We start from the raw sequence: 5,864 nt of genomic DNA on the forward strand, positions 1-5,864 counted from the left end.
CGCCCACCCCGGGAAAGCCCCCGTCCGTGCTGTCTCTTCTCAAGCGGTACCGCCGCTTCCTCCTCGTGGTCGCCCTCCTGTTGTATCCGCTCGGCTCCTTCCTGCTGGGCGGCCGGCGGGGCCGCGACCCGAACTTCATCGACCGGGGCGTCATCGCCCTGACGGCCCCCGTGCAGCAGGGCCTCACCGCCGGCATCGACGGACTCGTCGGCACCGTGCGCAACTACCTGGATTTGCGAGGGGTCCGTCAGGACAATGACGCGCTGCGCCTGGAGAACCTCCAATTGAGGGCCACGGTGCAGGTGCTGGGCGAGGCGCGCGCGGAGAACGGGCGGCTGCGCAAGCTGCTGTCCTACGCGGAGGCCGCGCCGGGGCCGGAGATTCCGGCCCGGGTGGTGGGCGTCAACCCGGTGGCGAAGCTGCTGTCGGTGCGGATCAGCAGCGGGGAGAAGGACGGGGTGTTCCGGGGCATGTCGGTGGTGACGCCGGACGGCATCGTCGGGCAGGTCATCCGGTCCACGGGTGGCTACGCGGACGTGGCGCTGGTGACGGACCCGCAGAGCCGGGTGGCCGTGCGGGTGCAGCGCTCGCGGGCGCGCGGCACGGCGGCGGGCGCGGGCAACGGCCCCCTGCAGTTGGAGAACATGCTGCGCACGGAGGACGTGGAGGACGGCGACCTCATCATCACCTCCGGCACGGACGGCATCTATCCGCCCGGGTTGGTGGTGGGGCGGGTGACGCAGCTGGAGAAGAAGGAACACGGCATGTTCCAGGGCGCGGACATCCAGCCCGCCGTGGACACCAGCCGTCTGGAGGAAGTGCTCGTGGTAGGCAGCCCCTACAGTGCGATGGCCTCCGGTGGGGCCTCGGCGGAAGGCGCGCAGAAATGAAGTTCCTGGTGACAGTGGCCCTGGCCCTGGCGTTGCTCACGTTGGAGTCGGTGTTCGTCCAGCAGGCGGGGCTGGTGCTGGGCCGCGTGGATGTCACGGTGGTGCTGGTGGCCTTCCTCGCGCTCCGGGCAAGCCTCACCGAAGGGGCGTGCTCCGCCTTCGCGGTGGGCTACCTGCTGGACCTGATGAGCGGCCAGCCCACCGGCCTGTTCACGTTCCTGGCGGTGTTCACCTTCCTCGTGGGCCGGCTGGTGGCGTCGTTCGTGGACGTGCGCGGCCCGGTGGCCTTCGCGCTCTTCGCCATGGGCGCGGACCTGGGGCACGCGCTCCTGTCCACGTTCTTCACCTGGCTCACGGTGAAGGAGGGCTCCACGGGGCCGCTCCTGGCGGGCCTGCCGGTGCAGCTGGCGCTCACGGGCGCGGCGGCGCTGCTGCTGTTCCCGCTCTTCAAGCGCTTCGAAGTGGCCCAGGAGCGGCCGGCGGGGATGCTCCGTTGACGCCTCCGACGATTGGCAACACCACGCCGGGGCGCGACCTCAAGCGCCGCTTCCTGTGGCTGGGCCTGGCGATGTCGCTGGGCATGGTGGCGCTGGCCATCCAGCTCTACCGCCTGCAGCTCATCCGTCATGAAGAGTACGCCGCCAAGAGCGTGGCGAACTTCGTGAAGGAGGTGCGCCTGCGCGCCGACCGCGGCGTCATCAAGGACGCGCGCGGCACCATCCTGGTGGACAGCCGCCCCTCCTTCGACGCGTTCGTGACGCCGGCCTTCTGCACGGACTGCTTCGAGCAGGTGATTCCCCGCCTGGGCGAGCTGCTCCAGTGGGACCCCGAGCAGCGCAAGAAGATTGAAGACCTGGTGCGCGCCAGCCGCCGCAACGCGCCCTTCATGCCGGTGCCCGTGCGGGTGGACCTGACGCGCGACGAGTACGACCGGCTCAACGCCCGGCGCGACATCCTGGACGGCGTGGAAGTGGTGCCCGTGCCGCACCGCAACTACCGCGCGGACACGGTGCTGTCGCACGTGCTGGGCTACATGAACGAAATCACCCAGGAGGAGCTGGAGCGCCTCAATGGGGACGGCGCGAAGTACGCGCTGGGCGACTACATCGGCCGGCGCGGCCTGGAGCGCTACTTCGAGTCGAAGCTGCGCGGACAGGACGGCGTGCGCAAGGAAGTGGTGAACGCGCGCGGCCAGACGATTGAAGAGCTCAACACCAAGCTGGGTGAGAACGCGGTGATTCCGCCCACCGCCGGCAGCAACGTGGTGCTGTCGCTGGACATGCGCCTGCAGGAAGAGGCGGAGCGCTCCTTCCCGGGCGTGACGGGCGCGGTGGTGGCCATCGACGTGAACACCGGCTTCATCAAGGCGCTGGTGTCCCGGCCCGGCTTCGACCCCAACCTCCTGACGGGCCGCGTGACGCCATCGCAGATGGCCACGCTGGCCAGAGACCCCCTGCACCCGATGATCAACCGCGTGGCGGCCGAGCACTACAGCCCGGGCTCCACGTTCAAGGTCGTCACCCAGCTGGCCGCCTTCAAGTCCGGCGTGTTCCGCCCGGAGACGGTGGTGAACTGCTCCGGCGGCTACCGGCTGGGCGCGCGCGTGTGGCGCTGTCACAAGGACAGCGGCCACGGGCCCCTGGATGGCAAGAACGCGATGAAGGCGTCGTGCGACTCGTGGTTCTACAAGGTCGCGGACACCATCGGCCTGGACCCCATCGCGGAGATGGGCAAGTCGCTGGGCCTGGGCCGTCCCACCGGCATCGGCGTGGTGGCGGAGGTGCCCGGCATCATGCCGTCCAGCGCGTACCACGACAAAGCGTCCCCCGGCGGCTACACCAAGGGCATGGCGCTCAACAGCGCCATCGGGCAGGGCGACGACAACGTGACGCCCCTGCAGCTCGCGCTGGTGTACGCGGCCGTCGCCAACGGCGGGAAGCTCTACAAGCCGCAGATGGTGCAGCGGCTGGAGAACCTGGACGGCCAGGTGATGGAGGAGTTCAAGCCGGAGGTGGTGAGCCGCGTGGACATCAACCCCGCGCACCTGAAGGCCATCGTGGAGGGGCTCGTCGCGGTGGCGCAGGAGCCCGGCGGCACCGCCTACCGCGCGAGGATGAAGTCCGGCCTCCCGCCGGAGATGCCCATCGCGGCGAAGACGGGTACCGCGCAGGTGGCGCGCATCGGCACCGTGCGTCTGAAGACGTACCAGATGAGCTACTTCGAACGCGACCACGCGTGGTTCGCGGGCTTCGCGCCAGCGGACAAGCCGGAGCTGGCCGTGGTGGTGCTCAACGAGCACGGCGGCCACGGCGGCGTGGACGCGGCGCCCACGGCGCTGGCGGTGATGCGCAAGTACTTCGAATTGAAGGCCCAGGACGCCACGTCGCCGCCGCCCCGCGCCAACCAGCCCTACACGCCGTCGCTGCCGCCGGCGCCCAGCCTGGACGCGGCCTCGCTCACGCGCGCCGTGGTGCCGCCGCCGCGCGTGAACCTGCCGGGCGAACCCATGCAGCCGCCCTCGGAAACCGGAGACGACAGTGCAACTGCGGATTGAGCGCCGGATGATGCCCCACGTGCCCTGGGGGCTCGTGGTGTGCGTCATGGGCGTGTGCCTGCTGGGCATCTGGAACCTGGCGTCCGCGTCCCGGCCCCCCATGGCGCCGGTGTGGACCAGCCAGGCGCTCTACCTGGGCGTGGGCCTGGGCGCCGTCCTGATGGTGTGCCTGGTGGACTACCGTTGGATCCAACGGATGGCGTTCCCCATCTACGTGCTCAACATCCTGGCGCTCCTGGCGCTGCGCATCGTCGGACACACGGCGAAGGGCGCGGAGAGCTGGTTCGTCATCGGCCCGTTCCGCCTGCAGCCCGCGGAGTTCATGAAGATTGGCGTCGTGCTGATGCTCGCCAAGGTCTACCACGACGACTTCCAGCCCAACCAACCGTCCTACGGGCTGGTGCGGCTGTGGAAGCCGGTGCTGGTGGTGATGGTGCCCTTCGTGCTGGTGCTGGTGCAGCCGGACCTGGGCACCGCGCTGATGATCTTCCTGTCGTCGGGCACCGTCATCCTCTTCGGCAAGGTGCGCTGGTATCTGGCGGGCACGCTGGTGCTGGGCGTGATGGTGGGTGGGCTCATCATCTGGAACGACTACGTGCGCGAGATGCCGGAGCCGCGCAGCACCGTCGTGCGCCACCACCTCAAGAAGCACCAGAGCCAGCGCATCTCCGGGTGGTTGGATCCGGAGGCGGACCTGCGAGGGTCGGGCTACCACGCCGCGCAGTCCAAGATCGCCGTGGGCTCCGGCGGGCTCACCGGCAAGGGCTGGCGCGAGGGAACCCAGACAGGGCTGCGCTTCCTGCCGGAGCAGCACACGGACTTCATCTTTTCCGTGTGGGCCGAGGAGCACGGGTTCTTCTCGTGCCTGCTGCTGCTCTTGCTCTACGGCGGCATCTTCATCCTCGGGCTGGGGGTGGGCTTCAGCGCGCGGGATCGTTTTGGAGCGTTCGTTGCGGTGGGGGTGGTGGCTACACTTTTCTGGCAGGTGTTCGAAAACATCGGCATGGTCATTGGCCTGTTGCCGGTGACGGGCATCACGCTGCCCCTCATGAGCTACGGCGGCTCCTCGATGCTGTCGGTGATGTTGTGCATCGGGCTGCTGGTGAACATCAGCATGCGCCGTCACATGTTCTGACGACGGCCGGAGGGTTCGATGGTGCAGCGCAAGGGTGCCGTGAAGGCGAGCACGACCGTTCAGGGGTTGGCCGGCGCGGAAGTCCCACGCCCATCCGTCGCCCCGCGCATCGAGATGAACCAGGGGGAGCCGGAGCACCGGCACTTCCCGCGCGCGCGGCTGGCCACGCACTTCGACCTGTGGATGGACGACGGCGAGGGAGGTCGGCGCTTCTCCGCCAACCTCGTCTCCATCAACGTGAGCGTCAGCGGCGCCTTCCTCGCGAGCACGTTCTTCCTGCCCATGGGCACCGTGGTGCGGGCACGCTTCGCGCTGGAAGAGGGTGCCGCGCCCGTGGAGACGCGCGCGGAGATCGTCCGGGAGGAGCGCGGCCCGGAGGAGGAGGGCCGCAGCGGCTTCGCCCTGCGCTTCCTGGACTTCTCCGGTCAGACGGAGGTCGCGCTGGCCCGGCTCTTCCTGGGCGCACGCCTGCGTGCCTTCACGGAGGACTACCTCAAATCCCAGCGCGCCCGCTCCCTGCCCAATGAGCTGGAGCGGGTCATCGACGTGATGGCGGCCTGGGAGCTGCTCAAGGCCACCACGCCCGGAGACCCCTGGCGCGGTGAGTAGGCTCCCGGGTGCTCAGGCGGGCTTGCCGGTGGCGATCTGCCGGCGGCGCTCGGCCTGGTAGTGCGCGGAGCACAGGCCCTTGGAGCGCTGCTCGCGGGTGCAGCCACTCACCGTGCAGCGGCGGTCCATGGGCACCGGCCCGCCCGCGACCGTCTTCGGCGGACGACCCCGGCGGCGGCCGGCCATCACCGCGCCGTTGCCCGGCGACGGCGCGACACTTCCCATGACCGGCATCCCCGTGTTCAGCGCGCGCAGCATGCCGCGGCCGATGGCGTCACCCAATGCCTCCGCCCACGACGTCAGGGCAGGGGTCAGCGGCGCTTGCGAGGTCAATTCTTTGCGAAGGCGTGCCATGAAAAACTCCTGTTGAAACTCGCCAATCAAGACAGGCGTGTACTCTTGTCTTCTGTCTGGTGTGGCGAACTCTGTCAACAAGACACGTCAGGGTCTTGTTTGACTCGCAATCCGATTTCAATGTCTGTTGAACAAAACACGACGGGAGGATCGCCCATCCGTCCTGCCAGGGCGTTTGTCTCAACTCAAGAGAAACGCCTTGTGAGGGGGTCTTGAGCACCCGGTAAGTGAAATCCCTTACCGTCACGGTGAGTTGTCTTTCTACAGACAGATGAAGCCGGCGTGTCACACGCGCGTGTCTGGTTGGGAGCCTGGCCGGGGG

General features: G+C 68.8%; 6 protein-coding genes. 5 read left to right on the forward strand and 1 reads right to left on the reverse strand.

The genetic code is table 11. The features are described 5' to 3' along the window. Window positions 1-26 precede the first annotated feature (26 nt). Genes mreC through D7V97_RS38950 form a run of 5 tightly spaced genes read left to right on the forward strand, consistent with a single transcriptional unit; the run spans window position 27 to window position 5,188 of the window. Window positions 27-890 carry a rod shape-determining protein MreC gene (mreC, locus tag D7V97_RS38930; protein WP_120615651.1) on the forward strand — a complete coding sequence of 288 codons (864 nt, stop codon included), beginning with the start codon at window positions 27-29 and terminating at the stop codon, window positions 888-890. Then, a complete protein-coding gene (locus D7V97_RS38935) occupies window positions 887-1,387 on the forward strand; it encodes a hypothetical protein (protein WP_120615647.1) in 501 nt (166 codons plus the stop codon). Before mreC ends, D7V97_RS38935 begins: the two co-directional genes overlap by 4 nt. Further along, window positions 1,384-3,444 carry a penicillin-binding protein 2 gene (gene mrdA, locus D7V97_RS38940; protein ID WP_120615648.1) on the forward strand — a complete coding sequence of 687 codons (2,061 nt, stop codon included), beginning with the start codon at window positions 1,384-1,386 and terminating at the stop codon, window positions 3,442-3,444. Before D7V97_RS38935 ends, mrdA begins: the two co-directional genes overlap by 4 nt. A gap of 7 nt (window positions 3,445-3,451) precedes the next feature. Further along, complete coding sequence (gene rodA, locus D7V97_RS38945; protein ID WP_199729118.1) at window positions 3,452-4,579, forward strand: rod shape-determining protein RodA; 1,128 nt, start codon at window positions 3,452-3,454, stop codon at window positions 4,577-4,579. Between the two features lie 21 nt (window positions 4,580-4,600). Continuing rightward, the gene (locus tag D7V97_RS38950) at window positions 4,601-5,188 is read left to right on the forward strand and encodes a PilZ domain-containing protein (RefSeq protein ID WP_120615652.1); all 588 of its coding nucleotides are present in this window, start codon (window positions 4,601-4,603) and stop codon (window positions 5,186-5,188) included. 12 nt (window positions 5,189-5,200) lie between these two features. On the opposite strand, the gene D7V97_RS38955 is transcribed toward D7V97_RS38950, so the two are convergent. Continuing rightward, complete coding sequence (locus tag D7V97_RS38955; RefSeq protein ID WP_120615650.1) at window positions 5,201-5,542, reverse strand: hypothetical protein; 342 nt, start codon at window positions 5,540-5,542, stop codon at window positions 5,201-5,203. Between the last annotated feature and the right edge of the window lie 322 nt (window positions 5,543-5,864).

This window comes from Corallococcus sp. CA053C, from assembly GCF_003611675.1.
In the GTDB taxonomy this organism is placed as follows: domain Bacteria; phylum Myxococcota; class Myxococcia; order Myxococcales; family Myxococcaceae; genus Corallococcus.